This window comes from Kribbella swartbergensis (assembly GCF_054784135.1).
This window is the reverse complement of the sequence record NZ_BAAGPM010000022.1, coordinates 447,232-468,796: the sequence shown is the minus strand read 5'-3', so window position 1 is coordinate 468,796 and position 21,565 is coordinate 447,232. Positions and strand designations below refer to the sequence as shown.

The following is a 21,565-nucleotide window of genomic DNA, read 5'->3' as shown; positions in this document are numbered from 1 at the left end:
TCTGTCCCGAACCCCTCGGATTCAGCGGGTGAATGTGATTTCGGGGGTTGCGGTGGGGGAGGTGAAAGCTAGGAGGTTGGTGGCTTCGGATTCTATTTGGGTTTGGGTGGTTTTGGAGAGGGGGGTGATGGGTTCTATTTCTAGGGTGGGGTTGGATTTGGGGGTTTTGGTTAGTTTCCAGAGGGCGGTGGGTCGGCCGTTGTGGAGGGTGGTGCCTCGGGTGAGGATTTCCTGGAGGGTGAGGGAACGGCGGGTGGCGGTGTCGATCCAGCGGGTGCGGTCGGCGTGGGAGAGGAGGAGGTTGTCGTACTCGGGGAGGAAGCGGGTGGGGACCTCGATGTCCTCGTCGGGGAGGTCGATGTCGGGGAGGTCGTAGAGGGTGCGGCCCGATTCGGCGTCGGTGTAGGTGCGGAGGTCGAGGCGGTCGAAGACTTCGGCCAGGCGGGTGAGGCCGGACCAAGTCTGGGCGTCGGCGACCGAGGCGGGGCCGTAGGCGGCGAGATAGCGCCGTACCAGGTCGTCGACCGACGGGTTGGGGTCGACGGGGGAGCCGAGCCAGAGGTCGGCGGTGGACATCGCCGGGTTGCCGCCCTTGCCCCAGATGCCGCGCGGCGGGGTCTGGATGGTGGGGAGCAGGCAGCGTACGGCGTGGGCCAGGGCGGCGGGGTCGCGGTCGGGCCAGAGCGGGGCGAGGTGTTCGCGCAGTTGTACGGCGGTCGCCGGGCCTTGAGTCATGCGTTCGATGCCGGCCTGGAGTACGGCGTCGATGTCGAGCCCCTCGAGCCGGTGCCGGCCGTAGGTCATGTTCTGGAACACCTCGCGCTCGAGCCGCGGCTGGATCAGCGGGCGGAACGCGAGGAAGTCGCGGCTGGACATCAGATGGATTGTTGCCCGCATCATCGAACCGCGGACCGCCTGGCGGGTCTCGATCAGCGTGGCGAGTTCGGACGGTTCGAAGTTCTTCAGCCGGGCCCAGAGGCCGACGTACGGCGCGAGCGGTGACTGGGCCTGCATGCCGACGAGGTGTTCGATCGCCTCGAGCGCGGTCGCGTCCTGGCGTTCGATCAGCCATTGGCGGTGCAGCGTGGCGCGGTTCAGGGCTTGCAGGCTCAACTTCGACATGGCGCATCCTCTCCTGGTTTACGGATCAAACGCTAGGAGAAGAAGCGGTCAAGTTCAGTCCTCTACCAGACCGCGAGCCGAGCCGGCTGCGGCTGCCGGTGATGACGAGGGGAACCTCCCAGACGGCGGCCAGCGTCGCGGCATCGACCGAGCACTAGGGATCGTTGTCGCTGGCAACCAGAAGCGCCGGTACGGGGAGGCGGGTCGGGCTCGGTCCGGTCGCCACGTCAGTCGTACTGCGCGAGTACCCGGCAAAACCTCTCGGTTCCCGCTGAACGGGCGACCCCGGGTGATTTCCCGTGTCGGGGTGGCGGCTGCTTCCCAGCGCCCGCTGGGGCAATTAAGGTTCGACGGAGCGTAGTTGTTGCATTACGCAACTCGTCCACCCTAGGAGGGGAACGTATGGCGAAACGCGTGATCGCGGTCGTCACTGCCGGTTTGGCCACTGTCTCCGTCGGGCTGTCGTTCACCAGCGCTGCGGGGGCGGCGCCGGAGAGCGCCGCGAATCCGTCCGGCCTGAAGTTGATCAAGACGAAGACCTCGCTGCTCGGCAAGCACTACTGGTACCAGCAGACATTCAAGGGCCTGCCGGTCCTCAACGGGTACTACGCCAAGCACGTGACCAAGGCCGGTGGTGTCCAGATCGCCGACGGGCGGGACGTCGTACCGGAGAATGTGGACCTGACCGCGAAGGTGCCGGCGGCAACGGCGACCACGTCGGCCAACGCGGCGGTCAACGCCCGTGCGGCCCGGGCGCGGCTCGCCGGGCCGGAGAAGGACGTGACGCCGACCCCGGCCGCGGCCGACGGGGCCGCGCAGCTGGCCGTGATCGGTGGGCCGAACGCGCGACTGGTCTGGAACGTCACCAGCCGGTCGGCCCAGGGCGTGACCCGGTCGCTGGTCGACGCGAAGTCCGGCGCCGTGGTCGAGTCGAAGGTGATCAGCGACCATGTCGACGGCCGCGGCATCGTGTTCGACCCGAACCCGGTGGTCAGCGAGCGGAACGAGAAGCTGACCGACGCCGACGACGCGAACACCGACGAGCTGTTCCCGGCGCACAAGAGCGTGATCCTGCGGAACCTGACCGGCAACGGGAAGCTCGAAGGAAAGTACGTCAACGTCGTCAAGGCCAAGGGCGGACTGGCGGAGAGCGCGAACCACCAGTTCCTGTACTACCGCGACGACGACCGGTTCGAGCAGGTGATGGCGTACTACCAGGTCAACCAGACCCAGGAGTACATCCACAGTCTCGGCTTCACCGAGGTGAACAACGAGTCGCAGGACTTCGAGATCAACACCTACAACGGTGACAACTCGTTCTACGACCCGTCGAAGGACCGGATCACGATGGGCGAGGGCGGCGTCGACGACGCCGAGGACGCCGAGGTGATCTGGCACGAGTACGGTCACGCGATCCAGGACGACATCGTGCCGGGGTACGGCGCGTCGCTCCAGGCCGGGGCGATCGGTGAGGGCTTCGGCGACTACTGGGCCGTGACGATGTCGGTGCCGGTGAGCCGCAACTTCGATCTGCCGTGCGTGATGGACTGGGACGCGACGTCGTACACGACGACCGAGCCGCACTGCCTGCGTCGGACCGACACCGGCAAGACCATGGACGACCTGGTCGGCCAGGTGCACGACGACGGGGAGATCTGGTCGCAGGCGCTCTGGGACATCCACAAGGCGCTCGGCCGGACCAAGGCCAACCGGGTGATCCTCGAGGGCACGTTCTTCTACGCGCCGGACACCTCGTTCGCCGACGCTGCCCGCGTCACCGTGCAGGCCGCCCGGCTGCTGTACGGCAAGGCTGCGGCTGCCCAGGTCACCAAGGCCTTCCAGGACCGCAAGATCCTCTGACGGACCCAGGTTGTGCGCCCATGGCTACTGTGGGCGCATGACCTGGAGTACGGCGGACATCCCCGAGCTGACCGGACGACGCGCGCTGGTGACCGGCGCGACCAGCGGAATCGGCTACCAGACGGCGCTCGAGTTGCTCCGGCACGGCGCCGACGTGCTGGTCGCGGCCCGCAATCCGGAGAAGGCTGCTCAGGCGGCCGAGACGCTCAGGCAGGCGTCCGGCCGAGAGCCCGACGTCGTCGAGCTCGATCTCGCGGATCTGACGAGTGTCGAGAAGGCCGCGGACCAGGTCGCCAAGAGCTACGACAAGCTCGATCTCCTGGTCAACAACGCCGGCGTGATGGCGACGCCGTACCGGCAGACCGCGGACGGCTTCGAGCTGCAGCTCGGCACCAACCATCTGGGCCACTTCGCGCTCACCGGACGGCTGCTTCCATCGTTGCTCAAGGCACCGGCTCCGCGTGTGGTGACGGTCAGCTCCTTCATGCACAAGACCGTGCGGGGGATCGCCGAATCCGACTTCCGGCGGCCGGGGCAGGCCTACTCCAAGTGGATCGCGTACGGGAAGTCCAAGCTCGCCAACGTGCTGTTCATGCTCGAACTCGACCGCCGCGCCCGCGCCGCCGGGTCGAAGCTGCTCAGCGCCGGCGCCCATCCCGGGTACGCCGCAACCCATCTGCAGGCGGCCGGACCCGAGCTGGCCGGGCGGGCGCTCCAGGCCCGGATGTGGGGCGCGGTCACCAAACTGGTCGCGCAGTCCGCGGCGGCCGGCGCCTGGCCCACTCTGTACGCCGCGACCGATGCCGATGTGCGCCCGGGCGGCTTCTACGGTCCCGGTTTCTTCGAGTACCGCGGCGCCCCGGCGGCCGTGCTGCCCAGCCGGACGGCACAGGATCCTGCGCTGGCAGAGCGACTGTGGGCCTGGTCCGTCGAGGCGACCGAAGTAGAACCGACACTCACCGTGCCGAGGTAGTGACACACCGGGATGTTTGTGGTTACCCTCCGGTAACCCGAGCCGGAGGTCCCCACTGTGCGCAGATTCGCAGCCGCCCTTGCTGTCGTCCTTGCCCTGATCGCGATCGGCCCCGCGGTCGGTGCCGAAGCGGATCAGTCCGGCTTCAGTACGTCGTACCAGCGCATCCCCGGCGCGGACGGGATCGAGATCGGTGCCGTCGTACTCACACCGACCGGTCAGGGCGACGGGCCGTTCCCGCTGGTGGTGATGCCGTCGAGTTGGGGCGTGCCGAACGTCGAGTACGTCGGCCAGGGCGCGAAGCTGGCCAGGTCCGGCTTCCAGGTGATCTCGTACTCGAGTCGCGGCTTCTGGGACACCGGCGGCACGATCGACATCGCCGGTCCGCCGACCGTTGCCGACGTCACCGAAGTCATCGACTGGGCCGATCGGCACACCGACGCCGACACGACCCGGGTCGCCGCGGTCGGGATCTCGTACGGCGCCGGCACCTCGCTGCTCGCGAGTGCGCGGGATCCGCGGATCAGGGCGGTCGGCGCGCTGAGCGGCTGGGCCGACTTGATCGCCTCCCTCAACCCGAACGACACCGTCGCACTCCAGTCCGTCGCCGGTCTGCTTGCTCTCGGCAACATCACGGGCCGGCCCGGTCCGGAGATGGCGTCCTTGCAGACCAAGTTCCTCAGCGGGAACTTCGACGGCGCGATCGCGGAGGCGAAGCAACTCGCGCCGGTCCGGTCCGCGGCCACCGTGGTCGACCGGATCAACGCCAACCGGCCGGCCGTGTTCCTCGCCAACGCCTTCGAGGACTCGATCTTTCCGCCCACGCAGTACACGGACTTCTTCACCAGGCTGACCGGATCGAAGCGGCTGCTGCTCGCCCATGGCGATCATGCGACGCCTGAGGCATCCGGCGCGATCGGACTGCCGAACGAGACCTGGGACGAACTCGCCGCCTGGCTGCATCACCACCTGACCGGTGTGGACAACGGAGCCGGCGACGAAGCGCCGGTCCAGTTGAAGTCGCAGCGCGGGGTCTGGCGTGGCTACCCGAGTTGGGCGTCTGTCGGGCAGTCGCGTACGTCGTACCTCAGCAAGCCGACCGGACTGTCGCGGACCGGTGCGCTGACAGGTCAGCCGTCAACAGGATGGAGCAGTGGGATCGGAGCCGGAGTTCCGACGATCGCGGACAGCGGTGTGACGCTCGTTTCCGGTGCTCTGCAAGGGCTCTTGTCGATTCCGACCGGTGTCGCGACGCCTTTGGTGAACAGGTCGTTCGCGGGTGTCTGGTCCGGCCCTGTCTACACCAGTGGCGCCGTCGTCAACGGCATGCCGGAGTTGCATCTGACGGTCAAGCCGTCCGGCCCCGACACGTCGCTGTTCGCCTACCTGTACGACGTCGACGCGCTCGGCGTCGGCTCGCTCATCTCGCACAAGCCGTTCACCCTGCGCGGCGCGACGCCGGGTCAGGCGGTGCCGATCGACGTCAGGCTGGAAACCACCAGCTGGGAGGTCCCGGCCGGACATCACCTCGTGCTCGTCGTGGACACGGTCGACCCGCGGTACCTCGGCCGCAGCGCGATCGGTACGACGGTCACCTTCAGTTCCCCGGCCGGCGACCCGTCCAGGCTGAGTATCCCGGTGGCCGCGAGCCTCCCCTGAGCCAGCGGTTCGGGATGCGAACTCGTCCCGCGTCACCGATCCTGGTAGCAACGCCGACCACGGGAGGTGACAGTAATGGCTGCTCCCAGTCACGCCCTTGCGTCATTGTCGGCGAGCAAGTTCCGGCCGCCGCGGTTCGGTCTCGGTGGTTCGCGACTCGGCGAGCTGCCCGGTCCGGACGGGGACGCCAGGGCGATGGCGACGGTCGACGCCGCATATCAGGCCGGCATCCGGTTCTTCGTCTCGTCCCCGGCGTACGGCGCCGGCGAGCAACGACTCGGTACGGCGTTGCAGCGGCGGCCCCGTGGTGAGTTCCTCGTGTCCACTAAGGTCGCCGGCCCGGACGCCGGCGAATCGGTCCGGACGAGTATGGAGCGGCTCGGACTGGCGGTCGACCTCGTGTTCGCGGACGCGACCGCGATCGAGGCGTCGTACCCGGTGCTGGACGAACTGCGGCACGACGGGGTGATCAAGGCGATCGGCGTGGCGTCGGACGATTGGCAACTGCTGGACCGGATCGTCCGCGACCTCGAGTTGGAGGTGGCCCTGCTGGCGGGGCAGTACTCGTTGCTCGACCAGTCTGCGACGCCGCTGCTCGATCGTTGCCTCGCGCGCCGGGTGTCGGTGATCGTGTCCGGCATCCTCACTCCGCAGGTGCTGCAGATCGAGCAGTCGAGCGATCCGGCAACGATTCGCGCCCGCCGGATCTCCGCGGTCTGCGAGCGGTACGGCGTCTCGCTGCCACAGGCCGCTCTGGCCTTCCCCACCAGGCATTCCGCGGTCACGTCGGTGCTCATCGCGGCCGCAACCCCGGCCGAGATCCGGGCCGACGCGGCACTGGTCCGGCAGCCGGTGCCGGCCACGCTCTGGCGCGATCCGGAGCTGCTGAGGTTGGTAAGCTGAGCGCAGGAGCCGCGGTCAGCGGCTCCCCGGACGAGTGGCGTCGTACCCGGTCCACGACAAGACGGCGCCCGCCCCCTGGAGGGGCACTCCGATGCATGTAATCGACATCGTCGAGATCGCCGGTGCGCTCACCATCCTGATCGCGTTCGCGGCCGCCCAGGCCGGACGGCTGCGTCAGCGCACGGCGTCGTACCAAATCCTCAACCTGGTCGGATCGGCGGCGCTGGCGGTCATCGCCGCGATCGAGTCGTCGTGGGGCTTCCTGCTGCTGGAAGGCACCTGGGCCGTGATCAGCCTGGTCGGACTGCTCAGCCTGACGCGCACCCGGGAGCAGGCGAGTTAGAACCGATCGCCCGGGTCGCCGGTGCCCGGCGAACCCGGGGTGCTTGGCAGGCCGGTCGGGATGCCGCTCGTCGGCGATCCCGGCGTCGGGCTGGGAACGGTCGTCGGCGAACCGGACGGCGAACCGGTGCCCGGCGGCGGTGTGGTCGGCGTGACGGTGACCGTCGTCGTACCGGTCGGGGTCGGGATGACCGGCTCCGGCTCCAGCGGCTCGGCGTTGCGGAACAGCAGCCAGGCCAGGAACACCGCGAGCGCCATGATGATCGCCATCGCGATCAGGGACAGGATCAACGCCCACCGCGACGCCGGGCGGAGCGCGTTCGGCCAGGGCAGCGGCCAGATCCGGAACAGGCCCGGGCGCCGGCGGCCCTCCCAGTAGTGCAGGAAGTCGGGTCCGCGGAACCGGCCGATGTGCGGGATCCGGTCCATCAGGACCGCGGACAGCACGTCCTCACCGCGGCGCTCGGCGAGCAGCCGCTCGTCGGCGGCCGCGCTGGAACCGTCGTCCTCCCGGATCGGGCCGATCGCGACCCACAGCGCCAGGTCGCCGTCGTCACTGTTGTTGTGCGCGAGGACGGCGTCGTCCGGCAACTCCTCCACCGCGGTGACGAACCGGTCCCGGGCGGCCGCGTCGTCCGCCGATCCCTCGGTCATCATCGCCACCACGGCGTGCCGGCCGTGCTCGTCGCTGGCGGTGTACAGGTAACCGGCCGCGTTCGCGCCGAGCCGCCCGCGCAGCCAGAACTCGCCGACCCGCGGCGGGTCCTCCGGCATCAGCGGCAGTGCGTCCGGAATCACCTGGGCAGGCGTCTGCTCCGGCGCATCCGCCGGCCGCACCTGGGTGTGGGATTCGGTCGCAGTCATCACCCCCAATCCCACCACATCCCTGGTAGCACTGTCGCCACACCCGGATTCCGGACCGCGGCACCGCTCACCGGCGGTGACGACAGGCCGTCGGGGGAGTGCGGACTTGAGCGGATGGGGAGGATAGGGATGGACCTGGTGGGCCGTGCGCCCGGGGGACCCGGGGATCTGATGGAATGGCCGGTGTTGTGAGTGCGCCGGAGACCGGCGCGGCGTTGACAAGGTCCGAGCGCGGACCCCGGAAGGACAGGCATGACCGAAACCACTGTGCCGGCTGGATCGGTGGCCCAGCAGTCCCGGCTGATCGGCGAGGCCGTCAGCGAGATCAAGCGGGTGATCGTCGGCCAGGAGCACATGGTCGAGACGTTGATGGTCTCGCTGCTGGCGAAGGGTCACTGTCTGCTCGAGGGTGTTCCCGGCGTGGCCAAGACGCTCGCGGTCCGTACCTTCGCCTCGGTGGTCGGCGGCACGTTCGCCCGGATCCAGTTCACCCCTGACCTGGTCCCGTCCGACATCGTCGGCACCCGGATCTACCGGCAGACCCGGGAGACGTTCGACATCGAACTCGGCCCGACGTTCGTGAACTTCGTCCTTGCCGACGAGGTGAACCGCGCACCGGCCAAGGTGCAGTCGGCGATGCTGGAGCTGATGGCCGAGCGCCAGGTGTCCATCGGCGGCCAGACGTTCCCGATGCCGAAGCCGTTCATCGTCATCGCCACCCAGAACCCGATCGAGTCCGAGGGTGTCTACCCGCTGCCGGAGGCGCAGCGCGACCGGTTCCTGGTCAAGATCGACGTACCCCACCCGCGCGGGCACGAGGAGTTCGAGATCCTGCGCCGGATGAGTGTGGACCCGCCGGAGCCGCGGCAGGTGCTCAAGCCGGAGACGATCCTGGAGCTGCAGCGGTCGGCCGAACAGGTCTTCGTGCACAACCTGGTCGCGGAGTACGCCGTTCGCCTGGTGATGGCGACCCGGACGCCGTCCGACTTCCACCTGCCCGACCTGGAGCCGATCATCGAGCTCGGCGTCAGCCCGCGCGCGACCCTCGGCCTGATCTCGGCCGGCCGGGGGCTCGCTCTGATCCACGGCCGCGACTACCTGCTGCCGAGCGACATCCAGACCGTCGCGCTGGACGTGATGGGCCACCGTCTCGGCCTCACGTTCGACGCGGTCGCGGACAACATCGACCCGCGCGCCGTGATCGAGCGCATCCTCGCCACCGTCCCGCCGCCGCAGCCGGTGTGGCGCGACGGCACCGACGGCTCCGGCCGCCCGGAGTTCGTGTAGTGCCCAACCGACCAGACCCGCGGGCTGCGATGACGATCTCGCAGCTCGCTCCCGAACGCGCACTCCGGCGGCTCGAGTTGACCGTCGTACGGCGGCTCGAGGGTTATCTGCACGGTGAGCACCTGGGCCTGTTGCCAGGCCCCGGCACCGAGCTCGCCGAAGCCCGGGAGTACCAGGTCGGCGACGACGTACGGCGGATGGACTGGGCTGTGACCGCCCGTACGACGGTTCCGCACGTGCGTGACCTGATCGCGGACCGCGAGCTGGAGACGTGGGCCCTGGTCGACCTGTCCGCCTCGATGGACTTCGGTACGTCGCAGCTGGAGAAGCGGGAGCTGGCTGTCGCGGCCGTCGCCACGGTCGGGTTCCTGACCCACCGGCTGGGGGACCGGTTCGGCGGGCTGATGCTGCGCGATTCGGCGCTGCGCCGCTGGCCGGCGCGGTCCGGCCGGCTGGCCCTGTACGGCCTCCTGCGGGCCTTGCTGGCCGAGCAGGTCAGCGGCGACCAGGAAGCACACCGCAGCGACCTGACGGCGGCGCTGGAGTCGATGGCCCGGACGCAGCGCAAGCGTGGCCTGCGGGTGATCGTGTCCGACTTCCTCACGCCGGAGGATGGCGAGGTCGACCCGCGGAAGGAGCCGTCCTGGGAGCGGGCGATGCGCAAGCTGACCGCGCAGCACCAGGTGCTCGCGGTCGAGATCGTCGACCCGCGGGAGCTGGAGCTGCCGAACATCGGTGTGGTCATGATCGGCGACCCCGAGACCGGCGCGGTCCGCGAGATCGACACCCGGCGGCGCAAGGTCCGGGAAGCGTTCGCGACGGCCGCCCTGGCGCAACGGGAACGAACCAGGACCGCTCTGCGTAGGGTAGGTGCGGGCCACCTGGTCCTGCGGACCGATCGTGACTGGGTCGCGGACACCGTGCGATTCGTGCTCGCCTACCGGCGGGTCGCCCCCCGCCTGCACCAACCGCCGAAGGGAGTGGTTCGCTGATGGAGTTCCTGTCTCCCGGGCGGCTGTGGTTCCTGCTGATCATCCCGGTCGTCGTCGCCGGCTACATCTTCCTGCAGCACCGCCGGGCGCAGTACGCACTCCGCTTCACCAACATCGCCCTGCTCGACCGGGTCGCGCCGCGCCGTCCGCAGTGGCGGCGGCACCTGGCCGTCGTACTGGCGCTGCTCGCGGCGGTCTCCTGCATCGTGGCGTTCGCACAGCCCAAGGACGAGGTGAAGGTGCCGCGCGAGCGGGCCACCATCGTGGTCGCGATCGACGTGTCGCTGTCGATGATGGCCACCGACATCGAGCCGAACCGGCTGGAGGCGGCGAAGAAGTCGGCGAAGAACTTCATCAACCAGTTGCCGTCGAAGTTCAACGTGGCGCTGGTCAACTTCGCCGGTACGGCGTCGATCATCGTGCCGCCCACGACGGACCGGGCCACCGTACTGCGCTCGGTCGACGGGCTGGAGCTGGCCGAGTCGACCGCGACCGGTGAGGGCATCTTCACCTCGCTGCAGGCGCTGACCCAGGTCCCGCCGGACCCCGACCACCCGAACGACCCGGCTCCGGCGCGCATCGTGCTGCTGTCGGACGGCAAGCGGACCGTCGGCCGGACCGCGCAGGAAGGCGCGCAGGCCGCCAAGGCGAAGAACACCCCGGTCTACACGATCTGCTTCGGCACCGACTCCGGCTTCATCGAGATGGACGGCATCCGCCAGCGGGTCCCACCGGACCGCGCCGAGCTGCGCAGCGTGGCCGAGATCAGCGGCGGCGAGGCCTACACGGCGGAGTCGGCCGGTGAGCTCGAGGACGTCTACAAGGACATCGGTTCCTCGGTCGGGTACGACGAGGTGGACAAGGAAGTCACCGCCCGCTTCGCCGGTATCGCCATGCTCTTCACTCTCGCCGCCGCCGGCGCCTGCATCGCCCTCGCCTCCCGCTTCCCGTAGGCGGCCGGCTCCGGTCGCCTGTCAGGCCTCGAGGTCTGCGGACGCCCACCTGATCGTCAGCGGGCGCGCGTACGCGCAGAGCACGACGCCATGTGACGCCACGGAATTCTCCGCCTGGCGGAGCAGGTCCAGCTCTGCCGGCGAGAGAGTCGCCGCATGCAGGATCGTGCACAGCTGGACGTGCCCGGGCCGCGGGACGGCGTCGGCCCGGTAGGTCATGACGTGCTGGCCCAACGAACGCTCGAGGTCGGCTCGCACCGTCGCGACGATGCCGTCCGGAACCACCAACTCGTCGAGGTCGAGCGCGCTGCTCAGCTCTGGTGGCAGTTCCTCGAGCCAGGGAATCGCCGTCGTCAGCCGTGCCCAATGCATGGTCACCACTATCGCCCAGGACGCACGAAGGGCGCGAACCCTGTGGTTCGCGCCCTTCACGTGGTGCGGCCGCTGTTTGCGACAACCGGGGGTGTCCCGACACCCGGTGGCCCAGCGGCCACGGCCCCTCCCACCCTGGTGGAACGTCTGATGCTCAGTCTTCTGGAAAAGTTCGGGGAAGTCCGTACCTTTCACGGCTTTCTTCAGAACTTCTCAGGTTCACCTCAGTCGGGAGAACTCACACCACCTGGTGGAGCCAGCGCACCGGCGCGCCGTCACCGGCGTACCGGAACGGCTCCAGTTCGTCGTCCCACGGGCGGCCGAGCAGCCGCTCGACCTCCTCGGTCAGGTCCGCCTCGCCACTGGCCGCCTTCAGCATCGCGGCCTTCAGCCGCTCCTCCGGCACCATGATGTCGCCGTGGACGCCGGTGGTCGCATGGAACACCCCCAGCGTGGGCGTGAACGAGTACCGCTCACCCTCGGCGCCGTTGCTCGGCTCCTCGGTCACCTCGAAGCGCAGCTTCTGCCATCCGCGCAGCGCGGACGCCAGCTTCGCCGCGGTCCCGGCCTCGGCCTGCCACGACAGCTCGGCCCGGTAGGTGCCCTGAGCCGCAGGCTGCGGCGTCCAGTCCAGTTTCACGGGCACGCCGAGTACGCCGCCCGCGGCCCACTCGACATGCGGGCACAACGCTGACGGCACCGTGTGGACGTACAGAACGCCACGAGTTGTCGCCACCGGAACCTCCTGTGCTCGAGGGGCGCCTTCCCCAGCGTTCTCGAACACCCGCTCGTCGATTCCGGCGGTACCAGCATTCCATCAGGCACCAAACGACACCCGACACAACACTGCGTACATCTTGCACCACGACCCCCACCAACACCAGCAACCTCGCCGTGTCAACCACATCACCATCGTGTCGCGAACATGATCTTCGGAGAGAACCAGCGCCTGGTGACGGAGAGACTCCGCAAACGGTCCCGTCAGAGCGGGATGTTGCCGTGGTGGCCGCGGCGGCCGGTGTCGGCGGCGGCGATCGCGGCGGCGAGGGCGGAGCGCGTCGTGGCCGGGTCCACCACCTCGTCGACGACACCGATCTCGCGGGCTCGTTCGATGCCGCCGGCGATCTCTTCGTGCTCGGCGGCGAGCTCCGCCTCGACCTGGGGCCGGAGTTCGGGGTCGACCTCGGCGAGTTTGCGCCGGTGCAGCACCCGGATCGCCGCGACCGCGCCCATCACGGCGACCTCGGCGCGCGGCCAGGCGAACACCCGGGTGGCACCGAGCGACCGTGCGTTCATCGCGATGTAGGCACCGCCGTACGTCTTCCGCGTCACCAGCGTCACCCGCGGCACGACGCTCTCCGCGAACGCGTGCAGCAGCTTCGCACCACGCCGTACGACGCCGTCCCACTCCTGACCGACACCCGGCAGATACCCGGGGACGTCGACCAGGACCACGAGCGGGACACCAAAGGCATCGCACATCCGGACGAACCGCGACGCCTTCTCGGCCGACAGCGCGTCGAGGCAGCCGCCCAGCCGCAGCGGGTTGTTCGCGATCACGCCGACGGTCCGCCCGCCGAGCCGGCCGAGCGTGGTGACGATGTTCGGTGCCCACCGCTGGTGCAGTTCGACGGAGGAGTCCTCGTCGAGCACCCCTCCGACCAGCGGATGGACGTCGTACGCACGCTTGGCCGACTCCGGCAGGAACCCGGACAGATCGGTGTCCGGTACGTCGGCCGCGACCGAACCCTGGTTCGCCAGCAGGTCCGCGAGCCGACGGGCCTCGTGCAGTGCGGCGGTCTCGGAGTCGGTGGTGATGTGGACGACGCCGGACCGCCTTCCGTGCGGCTCGGGACCGCCCAGGCGGAGCATGTCGACGTCCTCACCGGTCACCGAGCGAACGACGTCCGGCCCGGTGACGAAGATCCGGCCCTCCGGACCGAGGATGACGATGTCGGTCAGCGCCGGGCCGTACGCCGCACCACCTGCGGCCGGGCCGAGGACGACGGAGATCTGCGGGATCTTCCCGGACGCCTGCGTCATCGCGTAGAAGATCTTGCCGACCGCGTGCAGGCTCAGCACGCCCTCGGCGAGCCGGGCGCCGCCGGAGTGCCACAGGCCGATGATCGGCACCTCCTCGCGGAGGGCGGCCTCGTAGGCCTTGACCACCACCTCGCAGCCCTCGTCGCCCATCGCGCCGCCCATCACCGTGGCGTCGGAGCAGAACGCGACAACCGGAGCGCCCTCGATCGTGCCGCGGGCGGCGACCATCCCGGAGAGGTTGTCCGGCGTGATCAGCTCCAGGCTGTCCAGGTCCAGCAGGTTCGTCAGCCGGGTGACCGGGTTCCGCGGGTCCAGTTCACGAGGCGGTTTGGCGGGCTTGGGCGCTGCTGGAGCGGTGGTCATACCGTCCTCCGGTGGTGTGCGGGAACAGGTGTCGCCCGGCGTACGTCGTACGTCCCGCCGGGCGACCGACGTCGACTAGACCGTCTTGAAGGCGATGGCGGCGTTGTGGCCGCCGAAGCCGAAGGAGTTGTTCAGCGCCGCGATGTCCCCGTCGGCCAGCTTGCGCTGCTCCGTCGCGACGTCCAGCTCGACCTGGTCGTCGAGCTTGTCCACGTTGATGGTGGGCGGCGAGACCCGGTGGTGCAGGGCGAGCACGGTCGCGATCGACTCGACCGCGCCGGCCGCGCCGAGCAGGTGACCGAACATCGACTTCGGCGCGGTGGCGATCGCGTGGTCGGCCTCCTTGCCGAGCGCCTGCCGGATCGCCAGCGACTCCGCGATGTCACCCTGCGGGGTCGAGGTCGCGTGCGCGTTGATGTGGTGCACGTCGGCCGGGGTCAGGTCGCCCTCGGCCAGCGCCCGCTCCATCGCCCGCTTCGCGCCGGACCCGGTCGGGTCGGGCTGCGCGATGTCGTGACCGTCGGCGGAGATGCCCGCACCGGCCAGCTCGGCGTAGATCGTCGCGCCGCGGGCCTTGGCGTGCTCGTACGACTCCAGTACGAGGATCCCGGCGCCCTCACCGAGCAGGAACCCGTCGCGGTCCACGTCCCACGGCCGCGACGCCTTCTCCGGCTCGTCGTTGCGCCTGCTCAGCGCCTGCATCATGCCGAAGGCGGCCAGCGGCAGCGGCATGATGCAGCCTTCGGTCCCGCCGGCCAGGACGACGTCCGCGCGGCCGAGCCGGATCTGGTCGAGGCCGAGCGCGATCGCCTCGTTGCCGGACGCGCAGGCCGAGACCGGGGTGTGCACGCCGGACTTGGCGCCGAACTCCAGGCTCACGTACGCCGCGGACGAGTTCGGCATCAGCATCGGGATCGCCAGCGGCGAGACCCGTCGCGGGTTGGTCTTCAGCGCGTCGTAGTTCGCCAGTGTGGTGTGCAGGCCGCCGATACCGGAGGCGACCGCGACACCGAGCCGCTCCTTGTCCAGCCCGGAGTCCTTCAGGCCGGCGTCGGCCCAGGCCTCCCGGGCAGCCACCACGGCGAGCTGCGCGTTGCGGTCGAGCCGCCGGGCCTTGACCCGCTCGAGCACCTCGGTGGGCTCGACCGCGGCCGGTGCGGCGATCTGGACCGCCAGGTTCTGCACCCACTCGTCGGTCAGCCGCCGTGCGCCGGACCGGCCGGCCAGCAACCCTTCCCAGGTGCTGGACACGTCGCCCCCCAGCGGGGTCGTGGCTCCGAGCCCGGTGATGACGACTCGGGTCTTCGACATGGTTACCTCATCCTTCACGGGATCGATCTGGAAACAGGGGCGAGGGGTGGGTGTGCGCCGGGTGGTGCTCACCGGACCGGGGTCCGGCGAGCACCGGCCAGCACGGGTGCGGGTTCGGTCAGCCGTTCTGGGCGCGCTCGATGAACGCGACCGCGTCGCCGACGGTCTTCAGGTTCTTCACCTCGTCGTCGGGGATCTTGACGTCGAACTTCTCCTCGGCGGCCACCACGACCTCCACCATGGAGAGCGAGTCGACGTCGAGGTCGTCGGTGAAGGACTTGTCCAGCTGGACGTCCTCGACCGGGATGCCGGCGATCTCGTTCACGATCTCGGCGAGGCTGGAACGGATCTCTTCGGTGCTGGCCATCAGTTCGTTTCCCTTTCGGATTCTTTGCTGTGCAACGGCCGGGCCGGCCACCTGAGCCGCCCCGGACAACTATGGGCTACGGGATCCGGATCACCTGAGCGGCGTACACCAGACCGGCGCCGAAGCCGATGAGCAGCGCGAGGTCGCCGCTCCTGGCCTCGCCGTTCTCGCGCATCGCGGTGATGGCGAGCGGGATCGACGCGGCCGAGGTGTTGCCCTGCCGCTCGATGTCGCGGGCCACCTTGACGTGGTCGGGCAGCTTGAGCGCCCGGCGCATCGCGTCGGTGATCCGCATGTTCGCCTGGTGCGGCACGAACAGGTCGAGGTCCTCGGCCTTCACGCCGGCCACGTCCAGCGCCTGCTGCGCGGTCTTCGCCATCTCGAACGACGCCCACCGGAACACCGGGTTGCCGTCCATCCGCAGGTGCGGCCAGTTGTAGCTGCCGGCTGCCTCCTGCCACGACTCCTTCTGGCTGATCACCTGGTACTGCGTACCGTCGGAACCCCACACCACCGGGCCGATGCCCGGCTCCTCGGCCGGGCCGACCACCGCGGCACCGGCGCCGTCGGCGAAGATGAACGCCGTACTGCGGTCGTTCCGGTCGGTCAGGTCGCTCAGCCGCTCGACACCGATCGCCAGCACGTACTTCGCGCTGCCGCCGCGGACCATGTCGTTGGCCATCGCGATGCCGTAGCAGAAGCCCGCGCACGCGGCGGAGATGTCGAACGCGGCCGCGGTCGGGGCGCCCACCTCGACGGCGATCCGGGTCGCGATCGCCGGAGTCTGGTACAGGTGTGTGACGGTGGCAACGACGACGCAGCCGATCTGGGCCGGGTCGATGCCGGCGTCGGCCAGCGCGTCCTTGGCCGCGTTCACCGACATCATCAGGACTGTCTCGTCGTCGCTCGCCCAGCGCCGTTCCTTGATCCCGGACCGGGTCTGGATCCACTCGTCACTGGAGTCGATGTGCTCCAGGATCTCCGAGTTCGGTACGACGCGGCGCGGCCGGTACGAGCCGATGCCGAGGACCCCGGCGTACTGCGCTCCGCTCGGAGGGGTTATCGCGCTCATGAGGAGACTCCGTTCGGGTGCAGTCGGACCAGCGGTTGGCCGGGGGCGACCGGGTCGCCCTCCTCGACGAGCCACTCCACCACGATGCCGCCGTGGGGAGCCTTCACGCCGGCCTCGTCGCGCAGGCTCTTCACCTGGGCCACCACCTCGCCGGCCTCGACGGTGTCACCGGGCTCACGCCGTACCTGGACCGTCTCGCGGGTGAAGGTGCCCTTCACCGGGGCGACCAGCAGCCGCCAGGTCGGCGACGCGTCGATCTCGGACGGGCTGCCGTGCTTCTCGACGAACGCGCGGGCGTCGTCGAGCTGGTCCGGCGTCTTCAGCGCGAAGGTCTCGACACCCTTGAGGGCGCGCTTCGCGATCCCGGTCAGCGTGCCGGCCGGCGGCAGCTCGAGGATGCCGGTCACCTGCAGGTCGGCCATCGTCTGCATGCACAGGTCCCACCGGACCGGGGAGTTGACCTGCTGGACCAGCCGGTCCAGCGCCTCGCGGCCGTCGTGCACGATCTGGCCGTCGCGGTTGGAGATCAGCCGGGTCCGCGGGTCGTGGGTGCTGATCGCGGTCGCGTACTTCGCCAGGGTCTGGACCGCGGGCTCCATGTGCTTGGTGTGAAACGCCCCGGCCACGGACAGCGGGACCAGCCGGGTCCTGGCCGGCGGGTCGGCGGCGAACGCGGCCAGCTCCTCGACCGTGCCGGCGGCGACGATCTGACCGGGACCGTTGTCGTTCGCGGCGGTCAGGCCGTGCTCGGCCAGCTTGGCCAGGATCTCGTCCCGGTCGCCGCCCAGGACGGCGGTCATCGAGGTGGCGGTCAGCGCCGACGCGGCGGCCATCGCCTTGCCGCGCTCGCGGACCAGCACCATCGCCTGCTCGGCGCTCAGCACGCCGGTGCCGGCCGCGGCCGCGATCTCACCGACACTGTGGCCGGCGACCGCGCCCACCTTGGTGAAGGCGTCGGCCGGATGCGGGAACACCGCCAGCGCGGCCAGCATGCTGGACGCGACCAGGAGCGGCTGCGCGATCGCGGTGTCCCGGATCGTGTCCGCGTCGGCCTTGGTGCCGTAGTGGGCGAGGTCGAGGCCGGCCACCGCGGAGAGCCAGTTCAGCCGGCTCTCGAACGCGGGGTCCTCCAGCCACGGCTCGAGGAATCCTGGGGTCTGGGCACCCTGACCGGGCGCGACGATGACGAGCACGGTGACAACTCTCCCTGAGCCGGGCCGTCCGTGGGCCGGAATGCACCACGAATCTACCGGGCCGACATTGTGGAGATCCTACAAAACCGTGCTTCCGGGCTCGGGGTTGAGCAGGCGGCCCAAGGCCAGTGCGACACGCAATGTGAAAGCGTCGCGCGGGTTGAGCGGAGAGTAGCCCGTGATCTCGCCCACACGCTTCAGCCGGTACCGGACGGTATTGGGGTGGATGAACAGCGCCCGGGCCGTCGCCTCGATCGCGCCACCCGAGTCCAGGTACGCCGACACCGTGTCGAGCAGCACGCCATCGCCTATGGTGAGCGGGCCGTAGACGTCGGAGGCGAGTTGGCGGCGGGCGTGGCCGTCTCCGGAGAGTGACCTTTCCGGGAGGAGCTCGTCGGCCTCGACGGGCCGGGGAGCGGTCGGCCAGGCGGGGGCGGCGCGGAGACCGGCGATCGCCGCGCGGGCCGACGTCACGGCCGCCATCAGGTCTTTCACCACCGGTCCGACGACGATCGGACCGGGTCCGAACCATTGAACCAGGTTTTGTACGATCTCGACAGGTTTACTCGTACCACCGAGTACTACCACCAGCCGGTCGCCCTGCATCGCACACAGAGCGTCAGCCCCGGCCTCCCGGGCGGCGTGCCGGACCACGTCGGCCACGTTGGCGCTTCCGGGCTCGGATTCGGGTGCTCGTCCGACCACCACGGACACCTCGGCGGACCCCGTCGTACCGGCTCCGGTCCAGCCGAGGGCGGAGGCGCGCGAGCGGACCGACTCGTCGGCCTCGCCGCGGATCATCGAGTCGACGACCAGGGCCTCCAGCCGGGCGTCCCAGGCGCCGCGCATCTCTGCTGCCTTGGCGTAGACCGTCGCGGCGGCGAACGCGACCTCGCGGGCGTAGCGCTGCATCGCCTCCCGGACCACCGGCACGTCCTCGGGCGGCAGTAGGTCGCCGATGGTGTTCTCGATCATCTCGATCGTGGTCCGCAGCAGGTCGACGGTCTGGTGCAGTGAGATGACCCGGGTGAACTCGCGCGGCGCCGAGCCGAACATCCGGGTCGGCATCGCCGAGTGTGCCTCGGGATCGCGGAACCAGTCGACGAACGCGGTGATCCCGGACTGGGCGACCAGCCCGATCCAGGACCGGTCCTGCGCGGACAACTTCCCGAACCACGGCAACTTCTCGTCCATCGCGGCCATCGCCGCGGTGGCGAGCGCACCGGTCGCGCCCTGCAACCGCTCCGCCCGGGCCAGGTGCTCCTTCGACCGCTTCGCCACGTCCCGACCATATCCGCTGCCATCATGGGGGAATGAGTGACAAGGCGGGTGTGGCGGATGCGGTGGCCGCGTTGCGGGCGATCGGGTACTACCTGGAGCGCGACCGGCAGCCGACACACCGGGTGAAGGCGTACCGCCGGGCGGCCGACACGATCGCGGCGCTGCCGCCGGCGGAGGTCCGGGCCCGTCGCCGGGCCGGCACGCTGACCGAGTTGCCGGGGATCGGGCCCAAGACGGAGGCGGTCATCCTCGAGGCGATGGACGGCGCCACCCCGTCGTACCTGGTCAAGCTGGAGGAGGCCGCGGGTGCGCTGACCACGGCCGGTACGGCGATGCGCGCGGAGCTCCAGGCGGATCTGCATCTGCACTCGGACTGGTCCGACGGCGGCAGCCCGATCGAGGAGATGGCGCGGACGGCGCACCGTCTCGGGCACAAGTACATCGCCCTGACCGACCACTCGGGCCGGCTCACCGTCGCCAACGGATTGTCCCGCGAACGCCGCCTGCAGCAGCTCAAGGTGGTCGCGGAGCTGAACAAGAAGCTGGCCGACGAGCTGGACGGGTTCACCATCCTGAACGGCATCGAGGTCGACATCCTCGAGGACGGCTCGCTCGACTGCGACAGCGAGATCCTGGCCCAGCTCGACATCGTCGTCGCCAGCGTGCACTCGAAGCTGCGGATGGCGGCCGAGCCGATGACCGAGCGGATGGTCCGTGCGATCGCGAACCCGCACGTCGACGTCCTCGGGCACTGCACCGGCCGGCTGATCACCGGCGGCCGCGGCACCCGGCCGGAGTCCCAGTTCGACGCGGAGATCGTCTTCGAGGCGTGCCGTCAGTTCGGTACGGCGGTCGAGATCAACTCCCGTCCGGAACGCCTCGACCCGCCCCGGCGGCTGCTGTCGCTGGCGGTCGAGATGGACTGCCTGTTCTCCATCGACACCGACGCGCACGCGCCCGGCCAGCTCGACTGGCAGGCGTACGGCTGCGAGCGTGCCGAAGACTGCGGTGTGACCCCCGACCGCGTCATCAACACCTGGGACCAGCAGAAACTGCAGGAATGGGCGGCGTCATGAGCGACCTGGAGAAGGACCCGGCCGAGGTCATCTGTGTCGGCGGGAACGGCGGACCTGTGCTGGAGTTCCTCGAGCCGCGCGAGGTCGTCCTCGGCCGGACGACGAAGGTACGGCGGCTGCTGCCGAACAAGAACCGCCGGATGGTCGGCGCGTGGTGCTTCGTCGACCACTACGGACCGGACGACCTGACGAGCCGCGTCGACTCTTACGACGTACCGGGGGAGCGGGGGATGCAGGTCCCGCCGCACCCGCACACGAGTCTGCAGACGGTCAGCTGGTTGTTCGAGGGCGAGATCGAGCACCGCGACAGTGTCGGGTCGCACGCGATGGTCCGGCCAGGGGAGCTCAACATCATGACCGCGGGCAATGGCATCGCCCACTCCGAGGTCTCGACCCCGACCGCGCCGCCGACCCTGCACGGCGCCCAGCTGTGGGTCGCCCTGCCGGACTCGGTGCGTGCGACGGTCCCGCCTGCCTTCAACGCGTACGCCGACCTGCCGAAGGTCGACTTCGACGGCGCCCGGGCCACGGTCATGATCGGCACCGTCGCCGGGGTCACCTCACCCGCTCCCGCCTACACCCCACTCGTCGGCGCCGACCTCACCATCGAGCCCGGTCGGACGCTGACGCTTCCCCTCACGCCGTCGCACGAGTACGCCGTACTGGTCGTCGACGGCTCGCTCACGGTCGGCGACCTGGCCCCGGGCTTCGGTGAGATGGTCTACCTCGGCGACGGCCGCGAGGCGATCGACCTGGTTGCCTCGGACAACGGAGTTCGCTGCCTGCTGCTCGGTGGCGAACCGTTCGAGGAGCACCTGGTGATGTGGTGGAACTTCATCGGCCGCAGCCACGACGAGATCGTCACCGCCCGGGAAGCCTGGCAGTCGGCCATCGCCTCGGGCGGCAACGACCGCTTCCGGATGGTCCCCGGCTACGACGGTGACCCGCTCCCCGCGCCGGCGCTGCCCGCTACCGAGCTGAAACCACGGCCGCGGGCGCGCTGACCCGGCGGCGGTAGTAGGCCCAGGTGAGGACCAGCAGCGCCGGACCCCACAGGTGGAGCGGCGCGTAGCAGGCGATCATCAGGGCCGCCCAGCCCGTGTTCGCGAACGGGATGAAGTCCCCCGAGAAGACGTCGCGGAACCCGTAGGTCCAGATCGCGATCAGCGACAGGGCGCCCAGGATCGCCGGGACGATCGCGGCGTACGGGTTGACCCGGCGGCCGCCGATGAACGGGATCCAGCGCGGCGCGACCTCGCCCCAGGGCTTGACCAGCCCGAAGGCGATCATCGCGACGGCCTCGGAGAACAGCGACAGGAAGACGACGTAGATCTTCTCGCCGGTGCCGACCAGGTAGGCCGGCTGGCCTGCGTCGTCGAGGATGCCCATCGAGGAGCCCGCGACCAGCCCGAGCCGCCACAGGCCGGACGGCAGGGTCATCAGCGGGATCGCGTGAGCCAGCCGGTAGGCCCACCGGGGAACAGGTTGCTCGGTCGTTTTCACAGTTACCGAGCATGCGACCCGCACGGCGG

21 protein-coding genes and 1 riboswitch are annotated in these 21,565 nt (G+C 69.8%); of the genes, 10 read left to right on the top strand and 11 right to left on the bottom strand.

The window, feature by feature from the left end; all coding sequences use genetic code 11:
* Positions 1-21: 21 nt before the first annotated feature.
* The gene (locus tag ACYVOK_RS20725; protein WP_460664125.1) at positions 22-1,122 is read right to left on the bottom strand and encodes a winged helix DNA-binding domain-containing protein; all 1,101 of its coding nucleotides are present in this window, start codon (positions 1,120-1,122) and stop codon (positions 22-24) included.
* A 402-nt stretch (positions 1,123-1,524) separates the two neighbouring features.
* Between ACYVOK_RS20725 and ACYVOK_RS20720 the strand changes: the two genes are divergently transcribed.
* The 5 genes from ACYVOK_RS20720 to ACYVOK_RS20700 all read left to right on the top strand — a co-directional run bounded on the left by ACYVOK_RS20720 (position 1,525) and on the right by ACYVOK_RS20700 (position 6,860).
* Positions 1,525-2,982, top strand: a complete 1,458-nt coding sequence (locus tag ACYVOK_RS20720; RefSeq protein ID WP_460664124.1) for a M4 family metallopeptidase — start codon at positions 1,525-1,527, stop codon at positions 2,980-2,982.
* Between the two features lie 37 nt (positions 2,983-3,019).
* On the top strand, positions 3,020-3,955 hold the full coding sequence (locus ACYVOK_RS20715; protein ID WP_460664123.1) for an oxidoreductase: 936 nt from the start codon (positions 3,020-3,022) through the stop codon (positions 3,953-3,955).
* Positions 3,956-4,012: 57 nt separating this feature from the next.
* Entirely contained in the window at positions 4,013-5,614 is a 1,602-nt protein-coding gene (locus ACYVOK_RS20710) for a CocE/NonD family hydrolase (RefSeq protein WP_460664122.1), read from the top strand.
* Positions 5,615-5,689: 75 nt separating this feature from the next.
* Positions 5,690-6,517, top strand: a complete 828-nt coding sequence (locus ACYVOK_RS20705) for an aldo/keto reductase (protein WP_460664121.1) — start codon at positions 5,690-5,692, stop codon at positions 6,515-6,517.
* 3 nt (positions 6,518-6,520) lie between these two features.
* Positions 6,521-6,588: riboswitch (guanidine-III (ykkC-III) riboswitch) on the top strand.
* A gap of 20 nt (positions 6,589-6,608) precedes the next feature.
* Entirely contained in the window at positions 6,609-6,860 is a 252-nt protein-coding gene (locus tag ACYVOK_RS20700) for a CBU_0592 family membrane protein (RefSeq protein WP_460664120.1), read from the top strand.
* Here the strand turns inward: ACYVOK_RS20700 and ACYVOK_RS20695 are convergent.
* Positions 6,857-7,723 (bottom strand): hypothetical protein, encoded by an 867-nt coding sequence (locus ACYVOK_RS20695; RefSeq protein ID WP_460664119.1) that lies wholly within the window; start codon positions 7,721-7,723, stop codon positions 6,857-6,859. The two genes, ACYVOK_RS20700 and ACYVOK_RS20695, sit on opposite strands and share 4 nt — an antisense overlap.
* 252 nt (positions 7,724-7,975) lie before the next feature.
* Here ACYVOK_RS20695 and ACYVOK_RS20690 point away from each other — a divergent pair, with 252 nt between their 5' ends.
* From ACYVOK_RS20690 to ACYVOK_RS20680, 3 genes are read left to right on the top strand one after another with little or no spacing between them, the layout of a single operon-like run.
* Positions 7,976-9,010 (top strand): AAA family ATPase, encoded by a 1,035-nt coding sequence (locus ACYVOK_RS20690; protein WP_460664118.1) that lies wholly within the window; start codon positions 7,976-7,978, stop codon positions 9,008-9,010.
* A gap of 29 nt (positions 9,011-9,039) precedes the next feature.
* On the top strand, positions 9,040-10,002 hold the full coding sequence (locus ACYVOK_RS20685) for a DUF58 domain-containing protein (protein ID WP_460664117.1): 963 nt from the start codon (positions 9,040-9,042) through the stop codon (positions 10,000-10,002).
* Entirely contained in the window at positions 10,002-10,955 is a 954-nt protein-coding gene (locus ACYVOK_RS20680; protein WP_460664116.1) for a VWA domain-containing protein, read from the top strand. The genes ACYVOK_RS20685 and ACYVOK_RS20680 overlap by 1 nt, the downstream gene beginning before the upstream one ends.
* A gap of 21 nt (positions 10,956-10,976) precedes the next feature.
* Here the strand turns inward: ACYVOK_RS20680 and ACYVOK_RS20675 are convergent, their stop codons facing one another.
* The 8 genes from ACYVOK_RS20675 to ACYVOK_RS20640 form a co-directional block, all read right to left on the bottom strand.
* Positions 10,977-11,327, bottom strand: coding sequence for a hypothetical protein (locus ACYVOK_RS20675; RefSeq protein ID WP_460664115.1), 351 nt, complete (start codon positions 11,325-11,327; stop codon positions 10,977-10,979).
* Positions 11,328-11,565: 238 nt separating this feature from the next.
* Positions 11,566-12,063, bottom strand: a complete 498-nt coding sequence (locus ACYVOK_RS20670) for a DUF3145 domain-containing protein (protein WP_460664114.1) — start codon at positions 12,061-12,063, stop codon at positions 11,566-11,568.
* Between the two features lie 245 nt (positions 12,064-12,308).
* Positions 12,309-13,733: an acyl-CoA carboxylase subunit beta gene (locus tag ACYVOK_RS20665; RefSeq protein WP_460664113.1), complete on the bottom strand. Its 1,425-nt coding sequence runs from the start codon at positions 13,731-13,733 to the stop codon at positions 12,309-12,311.
* A 75-nt stretch (positions 13,734-13,808) separates the two neighbouring features.
* The gene (fabF, locus tag ACYVOK_RS20660; RefSeq protein ID WP_460664112.1) at positions 13,809-15,044 is read right to left on the bottom strand and encodes a beta-ketoacyl-ACP synthase II; all 1,236 of its coding nucleotides are present in this window, start codon (positions 15,042-15,044) and stop codon (positions 13,809-13,811) included.
* A 118-nt stretch (positions 15,045-15,162) separates the two neighbouring features.
* A complete protein-coding gene (locus tag ACYVOK_RS20655) occupies positions 15,163-15,411 on the bottom strand; it encodes an acyl carrier protein (RefSeq protein ID WP_130380551.1) in 249 nt (82 codons plus the stop codon).
* A gap of 76 nt (positions 15,412-15,487) precedes the next feature.
* Positions 15,488-16,483, bottom strand: coding sequence for a beta-ketoacyl-ACP synthase III (locus ACYVOK_RS20650; RefSeq protein ID WP_460664111.1), 996 nt, complete (start codon positions 16,481-16,483; stop codon positions 15,488-15,490).
* Entirely contained in the window at positions 16,480-17,676 is a 1,197-nt protein-coding gene (locus ACYVOK_RS20645; protein ID WP_460664110.1) for an acyltransferase domain-containing protein, read from the bottom strand. The genes ACYVOK_RS20650 and ACYVOK_RS20645 overlap by 4 nt, the downstream gene beginning before the upstream one ends.
* A gap of 78 nt (positions 17,677-17,754) precedes the next feature.
* Positions 17,755-18,957 carry a PucR family transcriptional regulator gene (locus ACYVOK_RS20640; RefSeq protein WP_460664109.1) on the bottom strand — a complete coding sequence of 401 codons (1,203 nt, stop codon included), beginning with the start codon at positions 18,955-18,957 and terminating at the stop codon, positions 17,755-17,757.
* Positions 18,958-18,989: 32 nt separating this feature from the next.
* On the opposite strand from ACYVOK_RS20640, the gene ACYVOK_RS20635 reads away from it, so the two are divergent.
* Both ACYVOK_RS20635 and ACYVOK_RS20630 read left to right on the top strand, forming a co-directional pair.
* A complete protein-coding gene (locus tag ACYVOK_RS20635; protein WP_460664108.1) occupies positions 18,990-20,033 on the top strand; it encodes a PHP domain-containing protein in 1,044 nt (347 codons plus the stop codon).
* On the top strand, positions 20,030-21,037 hold the full coding sequence (locus ACYVOK_RS20630) for a pirin family protein (RefSeq protein ID WP_460664107.1): 1,008 nt from the start codon (positions 20,030-20,032) through the stop codon (positions 21,035-21,037). Before ACYVOK_RS20635 ends, ACYVOK_RS20630 begins: the two co-directional genes overlap by 4 nt.
* Here ACYVOK_RS20630 and ACYVOK_RS20625 read toward each other — a convergent pair.
* The gene (locus ACYVOK_RS20625) at positions 21,003-21,536 is read right to left on the bottom strand and encodes a hypothetical protein (RefSeq protein ID WP_460664106.1); all 534 of its coding nucleotides are present in this window, start codon (positions 21,534-21,536) and stop codon (positions 21,003-21,005) included. The two genes, ACYVOK_RS20630 and ACYVOK_RS20625, sit on opposite strands and share 35 nt — an antisense overlap.
* Positions 21,537-21,565 lie beyond the last annotated feature (29 nt).

Bases quoted from the DNA above. Each gene is read 5' to 3' on its own strand.
- ACYVOK_RS20725 (WP_460664125.1), bottom strand. From the start codon at position 1,122: ATGTCGAAGTTGAGCCTGCAAGCCCTGAACCGCGCCACGCTGCACCGC.
- ACYVOK_RS20720 (WP_460664124.1), top strand. From the start codon at position 1,525: ATGGCGAAACGCGTGATCGCGGTCGTCACTGCCGGTTTGGCCACTGTC.
- ACYVOK_RS20715 (WP_460664123.1), top strand. From the start codon at position 3,020: ATGACCTGGAGTACGGCGGACATCCCCGAGCTGACCGGACGACGCGCG.
- ACYVOK_RS20705 (WP_460664121.1), top strand. From the start codon at position 5,690: ATGGCTGCTCCCAGTCACGCCCTTGCGTCATTGTCGGCGAGCAAGTTC.
- ACYVOK_RS20700 (WP_460664120.1), top strand. From the start codon at position 6,609: ATGCATGTAATCGACATCGTCGAGATCGCCGGTGCGCTCACCATCCTG.
- ACYVOK_RS20695 (WP_460664119.1), bottom strand. From the start codon at position 7,723: ATGACTGCGACCGAATCCCACACCCAGGTGCGGCCGGCGGATGCGCCG.
- ACYVOK_RS20690 (WP_460664118.1), top strand. From the start codon at position 7,976: ATGACCGAAACCACTGTGCCGGCTGGATCGGTGGCCCAGCAGTCCCGG.
- ACYVOK_RS20685 (WP_460664117.1), top strand. From the start codon at position 9,040: ATGACGATCTCGCAGCTCGCTCCCGAACGCGCACTCCGGCGGCTCGAG.
- ACYVOK_RS20680 (WP_460664116.1), top strand. From the start codon at position 10,002: ATGGAGTTCCTGTCTCCCGGGCGGCTGTGGTTCCTGCTGATCATCCCG.
- ACYVOK_RS20675 (WP_460664115.1), bottom strand. From the start codon at position 11,327: ATGCATTGGGCACGGCTGACGACGGCGATTCCCTGGCTCGAGGAACTG.
- ACYVOK_RS20665 (WP_460664113.1), bottom strand. From the start codon at position 13,733: ATGACCACCGCTCCAGCAGCGCCCAAGCCCGCCAAACCGCCTCGTGAA.
- fabF (WP_460664112.1), bottom strand. From the start codon at position 15,044: ATGTCGAAGACCCGAGTCGTCATCACCGGGCTCGGAGCCACGACCCCG.
- ACYVOK_RS20655 (WP_130380551.1), bottom strand. From the start codon at position 15,411: ATGGCCAGCACCGAAGAGATCCGTTCCAGCCTCGCCGAGATCGTGAAC.
- ACYVOK_RS20650 (WP_460664111.1), bottom strand. From the start codon at position 16,483: ATGAGCGCGATAACCCCTCCGAGCGGAGCGCAGTACGCCGGGGTCCTC.
- ACYVOK_RS20635 (WP_460664108.1), top strand. From the start codon at position 18,990: ATGAGTGACAAGGCGGGTGTGGCGGATGCGGTGGCCGCGTTGCGGGCG.
- ACYVOK_RS20630 (WP_460664107.1), top strand. From the start codon at position 20,030: ATGAGCGACCTGGAGAAGGACCCGGCCGAGGTCATCTGTGTCGGCGGG.